General features: G+C 67.6%; 14 protein-coding genes. 9 read left to right on the top strand and 5 right to left on the bottom strand.

What is annotated here, in order from left to right; translation table 11 throughout:
- Window positions 1-2: 2 nt before the first annotated feature.
- Window positions 3-695 (bottom strand): Crp/Fnr family transcriptional regulator, encoded by a 693-nt coding sequence (locus A4F85_RS14075; RefSeq protein ID WP_063326926.1) that lies wholly within the window; start codon window positions 693-695, stop codon window positions 3-5.
- Between the two features lie 114 nt (window positions 696-809).
- Window positions 810-3134 carry a DUF6351 family protein gene (locus tag A4F85_RS14070; protein ID WP_063326925.1) on the bottom strand — a complete coding sequence of 775 codons (2325 nt, stop codon included), beginning with the start codon at window positions 3132-3134 and terminating at the stop codon, window positions 810-812.
- 276 nt (window positions 3135-3410) lie between these two features.
- Here A4F85_RS14070 and A4F85_RS14065 point away from each other — a divergent pair, with 276 nt between their 5' ends.
- From A4F85_RS14065 to A4F85_RS14045, 5 genes are all read left to right on the top strand, one after another.
- Window positions 3411-4343, top strand: coding sequence for a LysR family transcriptional regulator (locus tag A4F85_RS14065; RefSeq protein ID WP_012204057.1), 933 nt, complete (start codon window positions 3411-3413; stop codon window positions 4341-4343).
- A 120-nt stretch (window positions 4344-4463) separates the two neighbouring features.
- Window positions 4464-6053, top strand: coding sequence for an ABC transporter ATP-binding protein (locus A4F85_RS14060; protein WP_063326924.1), 1590 nt, complete (start codon window positions 4464-4466; stop codon window positions 6051-6053).
- Complete coding sequence (locus A4F85_RS14055; protein ID WP_012204059.1) at window positions 6040-7146, top strand: ABC transporter permease; 1107 nt, start codon at window positions 6040-6042, stop codon at window positions 7144-7146. Before A4F85_RS14060 ends, A4F85_RS14055 begins: the two co-directional genes overlap by 14 nt.
- Complete coding sequence (locus A4F85_RS14050; RefSeq protein ID WP_013803692.1) at window positions 7146-8066, top strand: ABC transporter permease; 921 nt, start codon at window positions 7146-7148, stop codon at window positions 8064-8066. The genes A4F85_RS14055 and A4F85_RS14050 overlap by 1 nt, the downstream gene beginning before the upstream one ends.
- Before the next feature lie 48 nt (window positions 8067-8114).
- Window positions 8115-9287 (top strand): BMP family ABC transporter substrate-binding protein, encoded by a 1173-nt coding sequence (locus tag A4F85_RS14045; RefSeq protein WP_063326923.1) that lies wholly within the window; start codon window positions 8115-8117, stop codon window positions 9285-9287.
- A 29-nt stretch (window positions 9288-9316) separates the two neighbouring features.
- On the opposite strand, the gene A4F85_RS14040 is transcribed toward A4F85_RS14045, so the two are convergent.
- Both A4F85_RS14040 and A4F85_RS14035 read right to left on the bottom strand, forming a co-directional pair.
- Entirely contained in the window at window positions 9317-10747 is a 1431-nt protein-coding gene (locus tag A4F85_RS14040; RefSeq protein WP_063326922.1) for a sensor histidine kinase, read from the bottom strand.
- Window positions 10744-11424 (bottom strand): response regulator, encoded by a 681-nt coding sequence (locus A4F85_RS14035; protein ID WP_012204063.1) that lies wholly within the window; start codon window positions 11422-11424, stop codon window positions 10744-10746. Before A4F85_RS14035 ends, A4F85_RS14040 begins: the two co-directional genes overlap by 4 nt.
- Window positions 11425-11565: 141 nt before the next feature.
- On the opposite strand from A4F85_RS14035, the gene A4F85_RS14030 reads away from it, so the two are divergent.
- The 4 genes from A4F85_RS14030 to A4F85_RS14015 all read left to right on the top strand — a co-directional run bounded on the left by A4F85_RS14030 (window position 11566) and on the right by A4F85_RS14015 (window position 16629).
- A complete protein-coding gene (locus tag A4F85_RS14030) occupies window positions 11566-13035 on the top strand; it encodes a S41 family peptidase (protein ID WP_063326921.1) in 1470 nt (489 codons plus the stop codon).
- Window positions 13036-13227: 192 nt separating this feature from the next.
- Entirely contained in the window at window positions 13228-14385 is a 1158-nt protein-coding gene (locus A4F85_RS14025; protein ID WP_012204065.1) for a BMP family ABC transporter substrate-binding protein, read from the top strand.
- A gap of 187 nt (window positions 14386-14572) precedes the next feature.
- Window positions 14573-15580, top strand: coding sequence for an aromatic ring-hydroxylating dioxygenase subunit alpha (locus A4F85_RS14020; protein ID WP_063326920.1), 1008 nt, complete (start codon window positions 14573-14575; stop codon window positions 15578-15580).
- Window positions 15580-16629 (top strand): adenosine deaminase, encoded by a 1050-nt coding sequence (locus A4F85_RS14015; protein ID WP_034366623.1) that lies wholly within the window; start codon window positions 15580-15582, stop codon window positions 16627-16629. The genes A4F85_RS14020 and A4F85_RS14015 overlap by 1 nt, the downstream gene beginning before the upstream one ends.
- A gap of 6 nt (window positions 16630-16635) precedes the next feature.
- Here A4F85_RS14015 and A4F85_RS14010 read toward each other — a convergent pair whose 3' ends face one another.
- Window positions 16636-17076, bottom strand: a complete 441-nt coding sequence (locus tag A4F85_RS14010; protein WP_063326919.1) for an HIT family protein — start codon at window positions 17074-17076, stop codon at window positions 16636-16638.
- Window positions 17077-17107: the final 31 nt, after the last annotated feature.

Here is a 17107-nt window from a genome sequence, read left to right as displayed (position 1 = left end):
CCTCACTCGAAGGATTCGCTGAAGCGCCGCAGTCCCTCGGGATCGATCAGGGTCAATGCGCCATAGGAGACGCGGACCGCTCCGATGTCCTCCAGCTCCCCCAGGGTGCGATTGACGATCTGGCGCGACACGCCGGCCAGGCTGGCCAACTCCTCCTGCGACATGCCCAGGTGCCGGTTGCCGGTGTCCGGATACAGCCTCGAATCGGTCAGCTCCGAGATGCAGTGCGCCACATGGCGGCTGGAATGGTGCAGCCGCGCATGCTCGCAGCGGCCGATGAACTGGCCCAGGCGCGCATTGAGCTGGTCCAGCAGGAAGCGGTTGAAGCCGAGGCTGCGCTCCAGCAGCCAGTGAAAGGTGCTGGCCGGCATCAGTGCCACCAGCGTATCCTCGATCGCCGTCGCGTCGAACGGCCAGCATTCGTTCTTGAGCAGTGTGCCCTCGCCGAACCAGCAACCCGGGGTAAAGGTGGCCAGCGTGGTGCTGCGCCCGGTAGGCGACAGCGCATGGATCTTGACCGCTCCCTGGACGACACCGGCCCAGTGGCCGGCCCGGTGCGTCTTGTGGCAAAGCGGGGTGCCGGCCGGTATGTGCCGCAACAGCACCTCCCGCCGCAACCTGAGCAGGTGGGCCCTGCTCAGGTGGGGCGCAAAGGGCGCGGACTTGAGGACGGCGTTGATCGTGGGCGGCTGCATGGTGCTTGATGCAAATCTTCAATGAAAGTCTGCTGCTTCATTGCATGAATTGGCACGCTGCAAACCCTGATCACCGGCCCCCGGACCCCTGCGGGACTTCGCGCAGGGTGCAACTCAATCGCTGCGCGAGACCGGAGCAGGCCTGGCCTTGGTGCCCGCCGGGCCGGCACTGAAATCGGTCAGGAAAGCCGCCTCTTGGCTCTGGCCCGCTCCGGCCTGGCTCCAGTCGCACACTCCCGCCGCAAACACTGCGGCAAGGCGCTTTTGCTGGGCCGGGCTGAAGGTGATGCCGGCGTACTCCGGGCTGGTGAACGAAAGGGGCTTGAGCTGGCACTGGTAGATGTCCTCCGCGAGCGGACCTCCGGCCACCTGGCGTGGCGACAGGGTCGGCTTGAGGGGACAGGCTGGGTCGTCCAGGGCCAGGACTTTGTCCAGATCCGAGGGGGCGGCTCCCGTTGCGGCGATGCATCCATCCCTGACATCCGAAGGCCTGTTGCGCACCACTTTCTGTGCCAGCGCAGCGCCGGTGGTGTCGCGCTCCACGGCGGTCAGCCAGCGGTCCATCATGACAAAGGCCTCGCGTCGCATGGCCGGGGCGATCAGCAGCGGGACCATACCCTTGCTGGCGCGGATCACATGGTTGTCATGGTGGCCGTTGGCGGCATCCAGCCGCGCGCGTTGCTGCAAGCTGCGCCAGGTCATGTGGATGTCGCTGCCGCCCTCGGGCCGCAGGTCAATGATGGCCACCTGGGACAGGTTCCTGCCGTTGTTGGTGAGGCCACTGCTGTAGAGCCTGGGCAGCAGGCTGGCCACGGCCCGCTCGCGGGCTGCCGGCCGGGACGCAGTGTCGCCGGTCCAGTCCATGTCGTTGGTGTAGCTGCCGATGCCTTCGTTGAGCTGCACGAAAGCCTCCGCGTCGATGGCGCCCGACTGCAGTGCCTTGAGTCCGTACTGCAGGCCCGTGTTGTCATACGGCAGCTGCGGCTTGGTGTGGCCGTCGGTGTCCTTGAACGTCCCGAACACTGGGACCAGCATGTCGTGGATCGAGCAGCGCACACCCTGGCCGCGTGTGCGCGGGTCGTAGACGATGGAGGCGGGAAAGCCCACGCCGCAGTTGTCGGGCAGCCGGGGGTTCTGGGGGGCGATGAAGCTCCCTACCCATTTGTCGCAGTAGCTGGCCGGATGGCCATTGATGGCGGCCTTCGCGGTGTCGCTCAGTGCCTGTCCTGCGGCCGTCCTGTAGTAGCTGGACAGCAGGCCGCAGTCGCGTGTTTCCATCCAGGTGGACACCGCATCGGGATAGCTCAGCCCCGTCTGTATGCCCTGCAGCAGACCCGGCATGGCGGAGGCGATCACTGTCTGCATCATGGAGCCACCCGAGTCGCCGTCGCCCATGGTGTAGCGCACTTCGCCGTAGTTCTCGATCAGATGCTCCTTGATGCGCATCATGTTCTCGGCGGCCAGCAACTCGTTGTTGTTGTGCAGGTGGTTGGTCAGCATGGCTTTCACGACCATGTGGCCTGCCGCGAGCGCATTGGGGTCGAACGGCAGGCTGCCGCTGAACTGGTCGAGGAGGTTGACCGCCGGCTCCTGGAAGCGATTGCCGGAAGCGGCTGCGCCGAATCGCCACAGCACCTTGCCGTTCCATCCCTTTTGCGGCTCCCAGGGCGTCCAGGCCTGCGCGGGGTCATGGTAGGCCAGGATCTGGAAGGTGCCGCGGCCCATGACGCCAGTTTCCATGCGCAGCAGGTGCTTGACCGTATCTCCGCGGTCGTTGGTGAAGTCGGCGATCTCGCTGTCGGCCGGGCGCTGCGATGGGTCGTAGGCCACATGGCAGGGCGTGGCGCCTGCCGGACCCATCGTGCAGGCGCTGCCTTGCCTGGCCTTGGGCATGTAGTAGTAGGTGTACTGGGTCCTGGTATTGCACTGGACATCCACCGGATCGGTATCGAGACCGCTGACGCGCGTGGTCACGGTCGCCGAAAGTGCCGTGCCGGGCACCGAAACGGTGGCTTGCGCGCCATTGCGCGTGGCGCAGATCCACGGCGCGGTCTGCGGCCCGGCGAAGATGGGATCGCCCCGGCCATGGTTGGTGATGTCCAGGCGTGCCCTCGCGCTGCCGGCCGCCGTGGCGGTGAGGGTGTTGGCGCCCACCTTCAATCCCTCGACCCGGCCCAGAATCCGGCCATTGGCGCGCTGGGCGAAGCGGGCGGTGACATCCGTGCCATTGAGCGCCACCTTCAGGGCACCGGGCGGGCTGCCCTTGGGCAGCACAATTTCAATATATGCATTGCCGTCGCTGATCATGTCGGCCCGGTTGGACAGGCTGCGTATCTCGATGACACCCAGGCCTGAGTCACCGCTGCCGCCGCAGGCGGTCAGCACACTGGCGAGCGTGGCTGCGGCCACCATGCCCGAAAAAGGGGTTGGCTGTTTCATCGTCTTGTCTCCTGCAATCCACTTCCTTTTGAAGCGATCTCATTGAATCACGCTAACAGACTGCAAGTCTGTATAGGTTTGGACAATGGTTTGCCGGCGACTGGCTCGCATATTGCATGCGCTGCGTGCACAAGTGTTTAACCGCCCCTGCCCAGGGCATTCTTGGTGCTTGTATCTAGCTGGCGGGGGTCATGGCTGGGTTACGCTGCGGGCTCCCCATGACCTGCGGCGCGTCCCCGGCGCGACCGCTCTTTTTTTCGCTGATTGCTTCGCTACATGCGCGACCAGGCCCTGTTCGACAAGATTGATCTGCACCTGATACGGGTGCTGCACACGGTGCTGACCGAGCGCAGCGTCTCGCGTGCCGCATTGCGCCTGGGCATGCACCAGCCGGCGGTGTCCGCTGCGCTCAAGCGCCTGCGCGACCTGGCCGGCGATTCGCTGCTGGTGCGCTCGGGCGCGCACATGCAGCCCACCGAGGCCGGGCTGCGCATGGTGCAGCCGGCGGCCGACATCCTGCGCGCGGCCGAGGGACTGTTCAGCGATGCGCGCCATTTCGATCCCCGCACTTCCACGCGCACCTTCCGCATCGCCGCCAGCGACTACCTGGACCCGCTGTTCCTGCCGCGCCTGGTGGCCCATCTCAAGACCGAGGCGCCCGGCTGCCCCGTGGACATCCTGGCCCTCAACGGCGACGCGCACTACGAGGTGCAACTGGCCCAGGGTGATGTGGACGTGGTGATCGGCAACTGGCCCGAGCCGCCGCAGGGCCTGCACATGGCCAGCCTGTTCGAGGACGAGGTGGTCTGCCTGGTCAGCCCCCAGCACCCGGCCGTGCGCCGCGGCTGGGACGTGGCCCAGTGGCTGGAGGCCGAGCACATCGCGCCCACGCCCACCTACCCGGGCGCGCGCGGCGTGATCGACGACCAGCTGTCCCGCATGGGCCTGCAGCGCCAGGTGGCGGCGCGCTGCGCGCATTTCAGCCTGATCCCCGACATCGTGGCCACCAGCTTGCTGGTGCTGACCACGGGGCGGCTGTTCTGCGAGCGCTTCAGCCAGCGCCTGCCCCTGGTGATCCTGCCCTGCCCGGTGGAGTTCGCGCCGCTGGTGTACTACCAGCTGTGGCACGCCCGCACGCACATGGGCGCCTCCACGCGCTGGCTGCGCGACGCCGTGCGGCATGTGGCCCTGATGTCCCGTGCCCGCTAGGCGATGGCGGCAGGAACCGCCTTTTTGGTGAACAAAGTGGTGGTCGATATGAGGGCCGCCGAGGCGGTTTCAAGGACTTGTGTTCCAGTTTGTTGCAGAAATTGAAAGACAATCCCAGCCATGAATCCCCCCGATACAGTCCCCCTGCCAGCCGCCGCACCGCCCCGGCTGCAGCTGACAGGCATCACCAAGCGCTATCCGGCGGTGGTGGCCAACAACGGTATTTCGCTGACCGTGGGCGCCGGCGAAGTGCATGCCATCCTGGGTGAGAACGGTGCCGGCAAGTCCACGCTGATGAAGATCATCTACGGCGCCGTCAAGCCTGACGAAGGCCGCATCGAGGTCGATGGCAAGCCGGTCCACATCCGCAACCCGCAGGAGGCGCGCCAGCTGGGCATCGCCATGGTGTTCCAGCATTTCAGCCTGTTCGACACGCTGTCCGTGGCCGAGAACGTCTGGCTGGGCCTGGACAAGAGCCTGCCGCTGGCCGAGGTGGTGAAGCGCATCGAGTCCACGGCGCATGACTACGGGCTGGAGGTCGATCCCCACCGCCCCGTGCACACGCTGAGCGTGGGCGAGATGCAGCGCGTGGAAATCATCCGCGCCCTGCTCACGCACCCGCGCGTGCTCATTCTTGACGAGCCCACCTCGGTGCTCACGCCGCAGGCGGTGGAGAAGCTCTTCGTCGTGCTGCGCCGCCTGGCGTCCGAGGGCTGCTCCATCCTCTACATCAGCCACAAGCTGCACGAGATCCGTTCGCTGTGCACGGCCTGTACCGTGCTGCGCGGCGGGCAGGTGACGGGCGTGTGCAACCCGGCCGTGGAGAGCAATGCCTCGCTGTCGCGGCTGATGATCGGCTCGGAGCCGCCCGAGCTCACGCACCGCGAATCCCAGGTCGGCGCCAGCGTGCTGCGCGTGCAGGGCCTGGCGCTGCCGCGCTCGGAGCCCTTCGGCGTGGACCTGCATGGCATACAGCTCGATGTGCGCGCGGGCGAAGTCGTGGGCATCGCCGGTGTCTCGGGCAATGGCCAGAAGGAATTGCTGTACGCCCTGTCCGGCGAGGACACGCGCGCAGCGCCCGAAATGGTGCAGATTGCCGGCCGGGAGGCGGGGCGCCTGGGCCCCGGCCGGCGCCGTGCGCTGGGCCTGCACTTCGTGCCGGAGGAGCGTCTTGGCCGTGGCGCCGTGCCCAGCATGGGCCTGGCGCACAACCTGCTGCTGACGCGCAAGACCGCGCTGGGCGCGGGCGGCTGGATCCGCATGGGCCAGTTGCAGGAGCAGGCGCGCGCCATCATCGCGCGCTTCAACGTCAAGGCCGGTGGCCCCAACGCGGCGGCGCAGTCGCTGTCGGGCGGCAACCTGCAGAAATTCATCGTGGGCCGCGAGATCGATGCCAGGCCCAAGCTGCTCATCATCTCCCAGCCTACCTGGGGGGTGGACGTGGGGGCGGCCGCGCAGATCCGCGGCGCCATCCTGCAATTGCGTGACGAAGGCTGCGCCGTGCTGGTGCTCAGCGAGGAGTTGGACGAATTGTTCGAAATATGTGACCGCCTGCATGTGGTGGCCAAGGGCCGGCTGTCGCCCTCGGTGGCGCGGGCCGATGCCACCGTGCAGCAGATCGGCGAGTGGATGAGCGGCCTGTGGGACGGTGCTGCCGCCCCGAACGCCGCCCAGAATGCCGCCAGGGGAGGCGCCCATGTTCAAGCTTGAGCAACGCCCCCAGGCCTCGAAGCTGTGGACCTACGGTTCGCCCGTGCTGGCGCTGGCCATCACCGTGCTGATCGGCGTGTGCCTGTTCGTGATGCTGGGCAAGGACCCGGTGCGCGGCCTGCAGGCCTTCTTCTGGGACCCCGTCAAGTCCACCTATGCGCTGGGCGAGCTGGCCGTCAAGGCCACGCCGCTGCTGCTGATCGCGCTGGGGCTGGCCGTGTGCTTTCGCTCCAATGTCTGGAACATCGGTGCCGAAGGCCAGTTCGTGATCGGCGCCGTGGCCGCAGGCGGCGTGGCGCTGCTGGCGGACAAGACCACGGGGCCGTGGATCGTGCCCGCCATCCTGGTGGCCGGCATGCTCGGCGGCATGGTCTGGGCCGGCATCGTGGCCCTGCTGCGCGACCGCTTCAACGCCAATGAAATCCTGGTCAGCCTGATGCTGGTCTACGTGGCCACCCTGGTGCTGGGCTTCCTGGTCTACGGTCCGTGGAAGGACCCCATGGGCTACAACTTCCCGCAGACCAAGACCTTCGAGCGCGTCACGCAGATCCCCAAGCTCATGCAGGGCATGCGCACCAATATCGGCCTGCTGCTGGCGCTGGCTGCGGCGGCCATGCTGTGGGTCTTCCTGTTCCGCACCCGTGCCGGCTTTGCGCTGCAGGTCGGTGGCCTGGCCCCGGCCGCCGCGCGCTACGCGGGCTTTTCCTCGCGCCGCGCGCTGTGGACGGCGCTGCTGATCTCGGGCGCCGCCGCCGGCCTGGCCGGTGCGCTGGAGGTGGCCGGCCCGCTGGGCCAGCTCACGCCCTATGTCCCGGCCGGCTACGGCTTCGCCGCCATCATCGTGGCCTTCGTCGGCCGCCTGCATCCCGTGGGCATGATCTTTTCCGCGATTCTCATGAGCATGTTCTATATCGGGGGCGAACTCGCCCAGTCGCGCCTGGGCCTGCCCAAGGCGCTGACCGGCGTGTTCCAGGGCCTGCTGCTGTTCACGCTGCTGGCCTGCGACACGCTGGTGGCCTACCGCGTGCGCTGGGTGTCCCGCACGCCCGTGGTCCCGCCCGCAGCGGCGCCTGCAGTCAAGGAGGCCCGCTGATGGAATCCTATGCACTGCTGCTGGGCTCCACGCTCAGCGCCGGCACCGTGCTGGCGCTGGCCGCGCTGGGCCTGCTGATCAATGAAAAGGCCGGCATCGTCAACCTGGGTGCCGAGGGCATGATGCTGTGCGCCGCCATTGCGGGCTTTGCCGCCGTGGTCCACACGGGCAGCACCACCGTGGGCTTTCTGGCCGGCATGGGTGCGGGCGCGTTGCTGGCCGCCATCTTCGGCGTGCTGGTGATCTGGCTGAACACCAACCAGTACGCGACGGGGCTGGCCCTGTCGCTGTTCGGCACGGGCTTCTCGGCCTTCCTGGGCCTGGGCTATGTGCAGGCGCGCCTGCCCGAGCTGCCCAAGTTCGCCGTGCCCTGGCTGTCCGACCTGCCCGTGGTCGGCACGGCGCTGTTCCGCCTGCACCCGCTGGTCTATGGGGCCGTAGTCATTGCGGCGGCCCTGGTCTGGTTCCTCTATCGCACGCGGGCCGGCCTGGTGCTGCGCGCCGTGGGTGAGTCGCCCCAGTCGGCCCATGCGCTGGGCTACCCGGTGCGCCGCATCCGCCTGGCGGCCGTGGTCTTCGGCGGCGCCATGTGCGGGCTGGCCGGTGCCTACATCTCCACCGTCTACACGCCGCTGTGGGTGGAGGGCATGGTGTCGGGCCGGGGCTGGATCGCGCTGGCGCTGACCACCTTTGCCACCTGGCGCCCTGCGCGCGTGCTGCTGGGCGCCTACCTGTTCGGCGGCGTGACCATGCTGCAGTTCCACCTGCAGGCCACGGGCGTGCAGGTGGCCAGCCAGCTGCTGTCCATGCTGCCCTACCTGGCGACCATCGTCGTGCTGGTGCTGATCTCGCGCAATCCGGCCTGGATCCGTGCCAACATGCCGGCCTCGCTGGGCAAGCCCTTCTACCCGGGCTCCTGACGCTTTCATTTTTTCTCTCTCCCTCCAGAACCACAAAAGGACAAACGCATGCCCGCTTTGCGCGAACGCACCCTGAAACCTGGCCTGAAAAGCACGCTTGTGAAGATGATCGGCCTGTCGGCCATCTCGGTGGCGGCCCTGAACGCCTGCGGCAAGAAGGAAGAGGCCGCAGCGCCTGCTCCCGCTGCCGCGCCTGCCGCCCAGGCGCCGGCCGAGAAGCTCAAGATCGGCTTCATGTACGTCAGCCCCATCGGCGACGGTGGCTGGACCTTCCAGCACGAGCTGGGCCGCAAGGCCATCCAGGAGAAGTTCGGCGACAAGGTGGAAACCTCCTTTGTCGAAAGCGTGCCCGAGAGCGCCGATGCCGAGCGCGTGATGCGCGACATGGCCGGCCAGGGCAACAAGCTGATCTTCGCGACCAGCTTCGGCTACCAGGAGTTCGTGCAGAAGGTCGCGGCCGACCTCAAGGACGTGAAGTTCGAGCACGCCACCGGCTACAAGAACGCCGACAACGTGGCCACCTACGACACCAAGACCTTCGAGGGCGCGTACCTTGCCGGCATCGTGGCCGGTGGCATGACCAAGACCAAGACGGTCGGCGTCGTGGCCTCGGTGCCGATTCCTGAAGTGGTGCGCAACATCAACAGCTTCGTGCTGGGTGCGCAAAGCGTCGATCCCTCGATCAAGGCCAAGGTGGTCTGGGTGAACGAATGGTTCGCCCCGCCCAAGGAGTCCGAGGCTGCCACTTCGCTGATCAACGGCGGCGTGGACGTGCTCTACCAGAACACCAACTCCCCGGCTGTGCTCAAGACGGCCGAGGAACGCGGTGCGCGCGCCTTCGGCAAGGACGGCGACATGAGCGCCTTCGCGCCCAAGGCCCACCTGGGCTCGGCCGTGATCGACTGGACGCCCTACTACAGCAAGGTCACCCAGGACACGCTGGACGGCAAGTGGCAGGGCGGCTCGTTCTGGTGGGGCGTGAAGGAAGGCGCCATCGACCTCGTGAAGATCGCCGACGACGTGCCCCAGGACATCAAGGACAAGGTCGCCAAGGCACGCGACGGCTTGAAGGACGGCAGCTTCGCCGTCTGGACCGGCCCCATCAAGGACAACACCGGCAAGGAAGTGCTGACGGCAGGCCAGGTCGGCGACCTGGGCTTCATGACCAGCATCAACTTCTTCGTCAACGGCGTCGAAGGCAAGGTGCCGGGCGCCAAGTAAGCCCAGGCGCCGCATGCGCGGCTGCTTGTCTAGTGCGGGGCAGTCCCGCCGGGGAAGCTGACGCGCATGCACAGTCCGGGGCCATCGTCCGCGTCATCGCAGACGATGGCCCCCCCATGCTGGCGCACCACGGCCGCCACGATGGCCAGGCCCAGCCCGCTGCCTGCCACCGCCTGGTCGGGCGCGCGGAAAAAGCGGTCGAAGACACGGCTGCGCCAGGCCGGCGCAATGCCCGGTCCCTCATCCATGACTTCGAGCACCGTTGCCTGCGTGGCCGCATCCCGGCGCGCGCGCACGCGCACCAGGCCGCCTGGCGGGCTGTACTTGATGGCGTTGTCCACCAGGTTGTCGATCAGGGATTCCATTGCCTGGCGTTCGGCCCACAGCGGCAGCGGGCCTTCGGCGTCCAGATCAAGTTCCACGCCGCGCTCGCGGGCCAGGCCCGCCAGACAACCCAGGCGCTGCTGCAGCAGCCTGTCGATCTCCAGCGATTGCATGCCCGGCGCGGAGGGGCTGGCGTCGGCCCGCATCAGTGCCAGCATCTGGTCCACCAGGCGGGACGCGCGTGCGCTGCAGCCGACCAGCGCATCCAGGCGTGCGCCCAGGCGGTCGGCCAGCCCTGCCGGCAAAGGCAGGTTGTTCAGGGCTTCCGCATGCACGCGGATGGCCGCCACGGGTGTGCGCAGTTCATGGGCAGCATCGGCGATGAAGCTGCGCTCCCTGGCCAGCCCGTCCCTGACACTCTGAAGCAGGCGGTTGACAGAGTGGGCCAGGGGCTTGAGCTCGCGGTGGCGCGGCTGAAAACCCAGCGGCGCAAGGTCGCCCATGCCACGGCGCGCGATTTCGGCACTGAGGCGCCGCCAGGGCCTGAGCGCAAGCCACACGGCGGCCCATGCCGGAAAAACCAGCAGCGGCGCGCTGATCAGCAGGGGCAGCACCAGCAGGCTGCTGGAGGCCAGCGTGAGCATGCCGCGCCCGGGCTCATTGGAGATGGCCAGCGTCACGCGCAACTGGCCCGAGGCGTCCGAGCGCGTCATGGCGCGCCAGCGTTCCCCGGCCGCCGTGACTGTCTCAATGCGATCCGTGGCGGTCTGCACGATGGGGGCGGAAAGGCCGGGCGAGGCGAACAGCAGCTGCGGTCCGTGCCACACCATCATGTTCACGCGCCAGCGCGGCTGATCGGGCAACTGCCCTTCGGTTCTGCGGGCCAGATCGATGCGGGCGAGGGCTTCCTGCAGCGCGGCAGGGCGGTCCAGCAGGGGGCCGGCAACCGCCAGTACTGCGTCGTGGCGCAACGGGTCCAGCTCCGAGGCATCGCTCTGGAACTCCACCATCAGCAGCGCGCCGAGGGCGATCCACACTACGACCAGCACCACGGCCTGGGCAAGCACCAGGCGCCGGATCAGGCTGGGTTCGGCCCCGGCGCGCCAGGCGCGGCGCAGGCAGGCTGCCGCCTTCATCGCCGCCTGCCTTCATAGGGCTGGCGGTCCAGCACATAGCCGACGCCGCGCACCGTGCGCACATAGCCTTCGCCGATCTGCCGCCGCAGGCTGGAGATGTGCACCTCCAGGCTGTTGCTCGCATAGCGCCCGCTGCCCGGCAGCACCTCCTCTTCGAGCATGTGGCGGCTGAACACCTGGTCGGGGCGGCGGATCAGGGCGGCCAGCAGGGCGAATTCGCTGGGCGACAGATCGATCTCGCGGCCGAAGACGCTGACACGCCGGCTTCGTTCGTTCAGCACCAGTCCGCGCACGTCGAAGACCTGCTCTTCCGTGCCCAGGCTGCGGCGCCTGAGCGCGCGGATGCGCGACAGCAGTTCGGCCAGCGCAAAGGGCTTGACCACGTAGTCATCGGCTCCGCCGTCGAGCCCGCGCAGGCGGTCGTCCAGCCCGTCCCGCGCCGTGAGGATCAGGATGGGCAGGTCCTTGCGTTCACGCCGCACGCGTGCCAGCAGCGACAGTCCGTCGCCATCGGGAAGGCCCAGATCCAGCACCAGCAGGTCGCAGGCGCCCTGGTCCAGCAGGGGGCGGGCCTCGGCGATGCGGCGCACCCAGGTGACATCGAAGCGCTGGTCCTGCAGCGCCAGGCGCACCCCGTTGCCAAGGTCCAGATCATCTTCAACCAGCAATAGCTTCATGGGGCAGGGCGCGGGGCCGGTGGGGGCAATGCCGGATTTTCCCAGACAGGGTCTTCAGGATTCCTTCAGGCGGCCGTCCGGTTTTCTTCAGGCCCGCCGCCGACAGTGCGGACCTCTTCATTCATTGCACGGAGGCGTTTCATGCACGTTCGAGTTCCCGCTCCCACCCAACCCCGCTGGCTGCTTGCCGCGGCCCTGTCATCCCTGCTGCTGGCGGCCTGCGGCGGCGGCGACTCCAAGATTCTGTCGGAGCGCAGCGGCCAGGTCGTGGTGGATGGCCGCACGTCCGGCGATCTGGAGGGCGTATGGCGCATCCTGGGAGAAGGCACGCTGATGGAGTTCAAGTCGAATTCCGTAGCGCGCTACCAGGAGGCCGGAGCCCTGTGCTACCCCCAGGCCGGCGCTGCAGGCGGCACGGTGGAGCAGTTCAAGGGATACAGCTACCGCACCACGGCCAATCTGCATGGCATCCGCGCCGAGCTGTTCGAGCTGCCGGGCTTTCCTGCCACCTACTCCCTGGAGCGCCTGGGCAGCGTGCCTTCGGCCTGCCGCAATGCGCCGGCGACCGACCCTGCCACCACCTTCAAGGCCCTGAGCGATGTGATTGCCCTGGACTACGCCTTTCTCAAGGAACGCAACATCGACTGGCCGCAGATCACCAGCCGCCTGGCGCCCCGGGCGGCGGCCGCCGCCAACGACGATGCCCTGCAGGCCGTGATGAGCGAGGCGCTGAAGGACTTCAACGACGTGCATACCGCCCTGATCCGCTCGCGCGACGGCGCGCTGAGCTATGCCTTCCTGGGGGGCAACAAGCCCACCACGAAGCGCCTGCGCCAGGCCTTCGAGGCGCAGACCGAGGTCAAGGACTTCCTGGTTTTCCAGGAGCTGTGGAAGGCGCGGGTCCGTGAGGACCTGGCATCCCGCCTGCAGGGTGGCAGCGGCCCCGTGCTGGGAGGAACCATGGTCTGGGGCCGGTTGCCGGGCAATGTGGGCTACATCGAGATCGGCAGCATGGGCGAGTTTTCCAGCCCCTTCGATGCGCACAAGGACATGGCCGCGGCGCGGGCAGAGATGGACCGTGCGCTGGCCGCGCTGGCGGACACGCGCGCGCTGATCGTCGATGTGTCGCTCAACACCCTGGGCGGACTCGACCAGGTCAGCGCCGAGATGGCGGGCAGTTTTACGCGGCAGCGCGTGCTGGGCTTCACCAAGCAGGCGCATCGCCCGCAGGGCCGCAGCGAACAAAGCTGGTATGTCGAGCCCAGGGGCAGCCAGACCTATGCCAGGCCCGTGCATGTGCTGACCAGCGATCTGACCGTCAGCGCCGCCGAGACCTTCACGCTGATGATGCGGGCGCTGCCCCAGGTGACCCAGGTGGGCCAGCCAACGGCAGGCTCACTGTCCAACTCCCTGGTCAAGCCCTTGCCGGGCAACTTCTTCGTGTCCCTGTCCAACGAGATCTACCGCGATGGTGCCGGCGTGGCCTTCGAGGTCACCGGCATTCCTCCGCGCATCAGCCTCGCGGTGTTCGATCCCGCCGATCCTGCCGCGCTGCAGACCGGGCACCGCCATGCGGTGGAACGCCTGGTGGCGATGCTGGGCAGTTCCTGAGGGCTGGCGCCGTCCTGTTCATGCACCGATTCCGTGCGCACCCCGGAAAATGTCGTTTTCCAGGAGCACGCAGCCCATGAACAGGCCGGCTGGCGTCATTCTTGCTTTATTCTCTGGACCCATCGCGGCGGGCCTGCGCCCTGCAGACCTGCCTTCTTCCTGCCTGCCGCAGGACCACTTGAGGAAACTTCGATGACTGATCTTCACAAACGCTCCCTGATCAAGGTGGCAGCGCTGTCGGCCGTGGCCGCCGCCGCGCTGGCCGGCTGTGGCAAGAAGGAGGAGGCCGCGCCTGCGCCCGCTCCCGTTGCCGAGGCCCCTGCTGCCGCTGCAACCGAGCCTTTGAAGATCGCCTTCGCCTACGTGGGCCCCGTCGGTGACGGCGGCTACACCTTTGCCCACGACCAGGGCCGCCTGGCGCTGGAGAAGGAATTCGGCGACAAGATCAAGACCTCCTATGTGGAGAGCGTGCCCGAGGGCGCCGACGCCGAGCGCGTGCTGCGCGACATGGCCGCCAACGGCAACAAGCTGGTCTTCGGCACCACCTTCGGCTACATGGAACCCATCCAGAAGATCGCTCCCGACTTCCCCGATGTGAAGTTCGAGCACGCCACCGGCTACAAGACCGCCGCCAACGTCAGCACCTACGACAGCCGCACCTACGAAGGCGCCTACCTGGCCGGCATCATCGCGGGCTCCATGACCAAGTCCAACGTGCTGGGCGTGGTCGGCTCCGTGCCGATTCCCGAAGTGCTGCGCAACATCAACAGCTTCACGCTGGGCGCGCAGTCCATGAACCCCAAGATCAAGACCAAGGTGGTCTGGGTCAACGAGTGGTTCGCCCCCCCGAAGGAAACCGAGGCTGCGACTTCGCTGATCAACGGCGGCGCCGACATCCTGTTCCAGAACACCGACTCCGCCGCCGTGCTCAAGACGGCCGAGGAAAAGGGCAAGCGCGCCTTCGGCTGGGACTCCGACATGACTGCCTACGGCCCCAAGGCCCACCTGGGCTCGGCCATCATCAACTGGACGCCCTACTACACCAAGACCGTGCGCGAGATGCTGGACGGCAAGTGGAGCAGCCAGCAGACCTGGTGGGGCGTGAAGGAAGGCGCGATCGACATCGTCTCGCTGGCCGATGACGTGCCCGCCGAAGCCAAGGCGAAGATCGAAGAGGTCAAGAAGGGCCTGAAGGACGGCACCTTCCACATCTGGAAGGGCCCGATCGCAGGCCAGGATGGCAAGGAACTGCTGGCCGCCGACGCCGTGGCCGAGGACAAGTTCCTCACGGGCATCAACTTCTACGTCAAGGGCGTGGAAGGCAAGGTGCCGGGCCAGGACAGCAAGTAATACAGACGCCATGCCACCCGGCGCAGGCCGGGTTGCCTGCTGCCGCCAGGGCCGCCTTCGGGCGGCCTTGGCGTTCATGCGCAGCACAGGTGCCGTACCTGTGCTGCGCATCGAGTGGGTTTATGCTCGCTCCCAGCCGCGGCCTGCCCGCCGCCGCGGCACAGACAGACAGCAAGAGATTCCCCCCATGATCGAAAACTCCCTCTGGCATCCCGTGGCCCAGGCCCACGAAGTTGTCGATGCGCCGCTGGGCGTGCAACTGCTGGACCAGCCCCTGGTGCTGTGGCGCGATCCGCAAGGCGTGGTCCGCGTCTTCGTGGACCGCTGCCCGCACCGTGGCGCACGCCTGTCCATGGGCCGTGTCGAGAACGGCCACCTTGAATGCCCCTACCACGGCTGGCAGTTCGCCGACAGCGGCCAGTGCGTCAAGGTGCCGGCCCTGCCCAGCTTCACGCCCCCGCCCTCGCAATGCGTGAAGGCCTTCGAGGCACAGGAAGCCTACGGCCTGGTCTGGGTGCGGCTGGCCACGGGCGAGGAGCTCTCGGCTGCTCCGGCCCTGGCGGCCCTGGCGGCCCTTCCAGCCTTTGAAGCCGAGGCGGACGCGCACCTGCGCAAGCTCAACTGCGGCCCCTATGACGTGGCCGCCAGCGCGCCGCGCATCATCGAGAACTTCCTGGACATGTCGCACTTCGGCTTTGTCCACGAAGGCTGGCTGGGCAGCCGCGATGCCACGGCCATCGAAGCCTATGCCGTGGAGACCACGGCCACGGGCGTGCTGGCCACGGGCTGCAAGGCCGTGCAGCCGCAGTCCAACCTGCACTCCACCAGCGCGGCCGAAGTCGAGTACACCTACGAAGTCACGGCGCCCTATGCCGCCGTGCTGACCAAGCTGCCCGAGTCCGGCACCACCCGGGCCGGCTGGCGCGAGTCCATCGCCCTGTTCATCTGCCCCGTCACGCCCGAGACCAGCCGCGTCTGGTTCCGCCTTGCCGTGGCAGACTTCGATTCGCCCGACGCCCAGCTGCAGGAATTCCAGCACACCATCTTCTGCCAGGACCAGCCCGTGCTGGAGTCGCAGCAGCCCAAGTGCCTGCCGCTGGACCCGCGCGCCGAAATGCACTCTGCGGCCGACCGCATGTCGTCCGCCTACCGCCGCTACCTCCGGGCCAGCGGCATCACCTTCGGAGTCTGCTGATGCACACCGTACCCGCCGTGGATGCCGCGCATCTGCCCCAGTTGCTCAAGGCCATGCCCAAGGCCGAGCTGCACATGCACATCGAAGGCTCGCTGGAGCCCGAGCTGATCTTCGCCCTGGCCCAGCGCAACGGCGTGAAGCTGCCCTACGCCAGCGTGGAAGACCTGCGCCGCGCCTATGCCTTCACCGACCTGCAGAGCTTTCTGGACATCTACTACGCCGGCGCCAGCGTGCTGCTGTACGAGCAGGATTTCTACGACATGGGCCGCGCCTACCTGACGCGCGCCGCGCAGGACAACGTGGTCCATGCCGAGATCTTCTTCGACCCCCAGACCCACACCCAGCGCGGCGTGGGCATGGAGACCGTGATCAACGGCCTGTACCGGGCCTGCCGCGATGCGGAGATAGAGCAGGGCATCTCGTCGGCGCTTATCCTGAGCTTTCTGCGCCACCTCAGCGAAGAGGACGCCTTCGCCACGCTGGAGGCCGCGCTGCCGCTGCGCGACCGCTTCATCGGTGTGGGGCTGGACAGCAGCGAGGTCGGCAACCCTCCTGAGAAGTTCGCCCGCGTGTTCGCCCGCTGCCGCGAGCTGGGCCTGCACCTGGTCGCGCATGCGGGCGAGGAGGGGCCTCCCGCCTATATCTGGGGCGCGCTGGACGTGCTGCATTCCGAGCGCATAGACCACGGCGTGCAGGCCGCGCGCGACGAGGCCCTGATGCAGCGCCTGGTGCGCGACGGCGTGCCGCTGACCGTGTGCCCGCTGTCCAACCTCAAGCTGTGCGTGGTGTCCGACCTGGCCCAGCACAACCTGCCCCAGCTCTTGGAGGCAGGGCTCAAGGTCACCGTCAATTCCGATGATCCGGCCTATTTCGGCGGCTATGTGAACGAGAACTACCTGCAGCTGTTCGCCGCCACGGGCATGAACTCGCAGCAGGCCTGGCAACTGGCGGTCAACAGTTTTGACGCCAGCTTCGTCACACCCCAGCAGCGCGCCCACTGGATGCGCCAGCTGGAGGCCGTGTTCGCCCGATACGCCGCCCTGGCCTGAGCCCGTTCAGGCCAGCGCCTGCGTGAGGCGCTCGGCATAGTCCTGCAGCGCCTGCATGCCGGGCTCCTTGCGCGGCCAGCCCAGGCCCACGCCGTCGCCCTCGTGGCGCGGCAGCACATGCAGGTGGAAGTGGAAGACGGTCTGCCCGCCGGCTGCGCCATTGGCCTGGAACAGGCTGATGCCATCGGGGTCGAACGCCGCCTGCACGGCTTGCGCCACGCGCTGGGCCGTGCGCATCACGGCGCCGGCCTCGTCGGGCGTGAGGTCCAGCAGGGTCACGGCATGGCGCTTGCTGGCCACCAGCACATGGCCGGGGTTGACCTGGCCGATGTCCATGAAGGCGATGGTCTGCTCGTCCTCGAACACCTTGGCGGACGGAATCTCGCCCGCCACGAGGCGGCAAAAAAGGCACTGCCCCGGGGGCGAGGTATCGACGAACATCGGCATGGTCCTGTACTCCTTGGTGGTTGCTGGGGGT

Source organism: Delftia sp. GW456-R20, assembly GCF_001622915.1.
Taxonomy (GTDB): Bacteria; Pseudomonadota; Gammaproteobacteria; order Burkholderiales; family Burkholderiaceae_C; genus Comamonas; species Comamonas acidovorans.
Note: the sequence above shows the minus strand (reverse complement) of the source record. Positions and strands in the feature narration are given on the sequence as shown.

Excerpts from the sequence above, each read along its gene's own strand:
- A4F85_RS14075 (WP_063326926.1), bottom strand. The coding sequence starts at position 695 with ATGCAGCCGCCCACGATCAACGCCGTCCTCAAGTCCGCGCCCTTTGCG.
- A4F85_RS14070 (WP_063326925.1), bottom strand. The coding sequence starts at position 3,134 with ATGAAACAGCCAACCCCTTTTTCGGGCATGGTGGCCGCAGCCACGCTC.
- A4F85_RS14065 (WP_012204057.1), top strand. The coding sequence starts at position 3,411 with ATGCGCGACCAGGCCCTGTTCGACAAGATTGATCTGCACCTGATACGG.
- A4F85_RS14060 (WP_063326924.1), top strand. The coding sequence starts at position 4,464 with ATGAATCCCCCCGATACAGTCCCCCTGCCAGCCGCCGCACCGCCCCGG.
- A4F85_RS14055 (WP_012204059.1), top strand. The coding sequence starts at position 6,040 with ATGTTCAAGCTTGAGCAACGCCCCCAGGCCTCGAAGCTGTGGACCTAC.
- A4F85_RS14050 (WP_013803692.1), top strand. The coding sequence starts at position 7,146 with ATGGAATCCTATGCACTGCTGCTGGGCTCCACGCTCAGCGCCGGCACC.
- A4F85_RS14045 (WP_063326923.1), top strand. The coding sequence starts at position 8,115 with ATGCCCGCTTTGCGCGAACGCACCCTGAAACCTGGCCTGAAAAGCACG.
- A4F85_RS14040 (WP_063326922.1), bottom strand. The coding sequence starts at position 10,747 with ATGAAGGCGGCAGCCTGCCTGCGCCGCGCCTGGCGCGCCGGGGCCGAA.
- A4F85_RS14035 (WP_012204063.1), bottom strand. The coding sequence starts at position 11,424 with ATGAAGCTATTGCTGGTTGAAGATGATCTGGACCTTGGCAACGGGGTG.
- A4F85_RS14030 (WP_063326921.1), top strand. The coding sequence starts at position 11,566 with ATGCACGTTCGAGTTCCCGCTCCCACCCAACCCCGCTGGCTGCTTGCC.
- A4F85_RS14025 (WP_012204065.1), top strand. The coding sequence starts at position 13,228 with ATGACTGATCTTCACAAACGCTCCCTGATCAAGGTGGCAGCGCTGTCG.
- A4F85_RS14020 (WP_063326920.1), top strand. The coding sequence starts at position 14,573 with ATGATCGAAAACTCCCTCTGGCATCCCGTGGCCCAGGCCCACGAAGTT.
- A4F85_RS14015 (WP_034366623.1), top strand. The coding sequence starts at position 15,580 with ATGCACACCGTACCCGCCGTGGATGCCGCGCATCTGCCCCAGTTGCTC.
- A4F85_RS14010 (WP_063326919.1), bottom strand. The coding sequence starts at position 17,076 with ATGCCGATGTTCGTCGATACCTCGCCCCCGGGGCAGTGCCTTTTTTGC.